The organism is Shigella sp. FC1967, from assembly GCF_001743005.1.
Taxonomy (GTDB): Bacteria; Pseudomonadota; Gammaproteobacteria; order Enterobacterales; family Enterobacteriaceae; genus Proteus.
The window spans coordinates 1-2,645 of the sequence record NZ_MIIZ01000838.1 but is presented as its reverse complement, the minus strand read 5'-3'; the positions used below and the strand labels follow the sequence as shown (position 1 = coordinate 2,645).

The 2,645-nt window shown below is 36.8% G+C and carries 2 protein-coding genes and 1 pseudogene; all 3 read left to right on the top strand.

Going from position 1 to position 2,645, the window contains the following annotated elements:
* Nucleotides 1-68 precede the first annotated feature (68 nt).
* Complete coding sequence (locus BHE89_RS14270) at nucleotides 69-347, top strand: DUF2798 domain-containing protein (protein WP_069367431.1); 279 nt, start codon at nucleotides 69-71, stop codon at nucleotides 345-347.
* Nucleotides 348-520: 173 nt separating this feature from the next.
* Nucleotides 521-1,612 (top strand): NADH:flavin oxidoreductase/NADH oxidase, encoded by a 1,092-nt coding sequence (locus BHE89_RS14265; RefSeq protein WP_069367432.1) that lies wholly within the window; start codon nucleotides 521-523, stop codon nucleotides 1,610-1,612.
* A 254-nt stretch (nucleotides 1,613-1,866) separates the two neighbouring features.
* Nucleotides 1,867-2,498, top strand: a pseudogene (locus BHE89_RS14260) (CatB-related O-acetyltransferase).
* The last annotated feature ends 147 nt before the right edge of the window (nucleotides 2,499-2,645 follow it).

Genomic DNA, 2,645 nt, shown 5'->3' with positions numbered 1-2,645 from the left:
TAACTTTTTAGCCTGTTGTATTGGCAGTTATGTGCTGTTATACAATCGCATTATTGGAGTCTTTATCTATGTCTTTTCAGGACAAAAATTACTTTTTAGGTATTCCTAAACTTCCTACTCGAGCAATGATTTTTCTTGTTCCTTTTTTCCTTTCTTTTATTATGTCAGGTATTGTTGCTTTTATTAGTACCATCAAATCGTTAGGAATGGGAATGCACGTTATCTCCCCATGGTTAACTTCTTGGGGGATCTCTTGGATGATTGCTTTTCCTACTGTTTTATTCGTCTTACCTATTGCAAGACGTTTTTCACTATTATTAGTGAAACCAGCCAAATCCAATGATTAATTAAAAAAGAGATCAGCAATTGATGCTGATCTTTTTGTTTTTCACAATGTGAAGTAAAGCATCGCCTAAATGAATAAGATCCGATAGCCTTAAACTTGTATATTTAAATGGTATATCGAAAAGCGAAGATGTTTTTCTTCGCATAAATTCTTATTGATAGCAGGAGGCTTTAAATGAGTTTGTTGTTCTCCCCTAAAAAATTAGGCCCCCATCAGTTAGATAACCGTATTATTGTTGCACCTATGTGCCAATACTCAGCACAAGATGGTTTCCCGACAGCATGGCATACTATGCATTATGGGCAGCTAGCACTATCGGGTGCTTCGTTAGTGATTGTTGAAGCAACAGCGGTTGAGCCTAGAGGTCGCATTAGTTATAAAGATTTAGGCATTTGGTCTGATCAACATAGCAGCGAATTAAAAAAACTTGTCGATAATGTTAAGCAATATTCAACGGCAAAAATAGGTATACAGATTGCACATGCAGGACGTAAAGCATCGACTGATTTGCCTTGGAATGGTGGTGCATCATTAGCACCAGACTCTCCTAATGGTTGGCAAAAAGTCGCACCTTCAGAAATTCCTTTTGGTCAGGCTCATCAGCCTCATGCTCTGTCTATTGATGAAATTGAAGAAATAAAACACGCTTTTGTTGATGCCGCGAGAAGAGCTGAGTCAGCAGGATTTGATGTTATTGAGATCCACGGTGCTCATGGGTATTTATTACATGAGTTTCTATCTCCATTATCCAATCACAGAATGGATCAATACGGTGGCGATTTCAATAATCGTAGTCGGTTGTTGGTGGATGTTTTTGTTGCTGTGAAAAATGCAGTTTCAGATAATATTTGTGTTGGTGTAAGAATTTCTGCAACAGATTGGGTTGAAGGTGGCTGGGACTTAGAAAGTGCGATTGCTTTAACACAACATCTTGAAGAATTAGGTTGCCATTATATTCATGTTTCTTCTGGTGGATTATCAGAAAAACAAGAAATTAAACTAGGACCTAATTATCAAGTACCATTTGCTCAAGCAATTTATAATGAAACACAACTACCTGTTATTACCGTTGGCCTAATTACTGAACCCGAACAAGCTGAAGCTATTTTACTTACTGAGCAGGCTGATTTTATCGCATTAGGTCGAGGTATTCTTTACGATCCTCGTTGGCCTTGGCATGCGGCAGAAAAACTTAAACAAACCATAAAAGTAGCACCTCAATATTTACGTTGTGCGCCTCATGGAAGTAAAGATTTTTTTAAATAGTGATACCAAGCCACGGAGAATAGTAGGGGATTATTAGAGGAACCGTGGCTTTTTCTTTAATAAGCTTTATTATGGAGCAGATAAACGGCAAGCATTAACGTATTGCGCTGTAAAAATGGGGGGTAAACAAGATGAAGAAGAACTTCCTATTGGTTCAACCAAGGATTGCTTAAGACGATGTGTTTTGAATGCGAACACATCATCAGAGAATTAAGCATTCTTTGATGACTCACTAATTTATTGCGAGTCATATTATGAAAAATAAACATTGGTCACGTGTAGAATATCTGCACGAAACAGTTAAAAATAAAAACATTATCATTAAAGGGCAACACAGTTATTACAGTGATTGCTGGGATGACGGATTTGAAACCTCTGTGGTTCGTTATCTTTATGGTGATGAAGTTAGCCTACAATGGGAACCATTGTGGGAAATTGACAAATTATATATTGGCGATTATGTCTGTATTGGTGCACAGGCGGTTATATTAATGGGTGGAAATCATACTCACCGCATGGATTGGTTCTCGCTTTATCCTTTTATGGATAAGATTGAGGAAGCCTATATTGGTAAGGGTGACACTCATATTCACGATGGTGCATGGATAGGAATGCGTGCAATGATAATGCCTGGTGTAACGATTGGAGAAGGGGCTATTGTTGCGGCAAATAGCGTTGTTGCCAAAAATGTTGAGCCTTATAGTATTGTGGGAGGAACGCCCGCGCGGCAGCTTAAATATCGTTTTGAGCCAAATATTATTGAGCAACTTTTATCTTTAAAGATTTACCAATGGTCAGAAAAAAAAATTTGAATCACTTAGACCTCTTTTATGCCAATCATCAATTTGATAAATTATTAATCGCGGAAGCGAATTTTATTGAGTAAAACAAAGCCCCTAAACATAAAGATGTTTAGGGGCTTTTACTTAGATGTTATTGTAGTATATTTTAGTTATGTCACTAAAATATAAAAAAGAATGTTTATTTTTTTATTTGATCTCCTTCTCAAATTCTAGAATATTTTAATTTTACA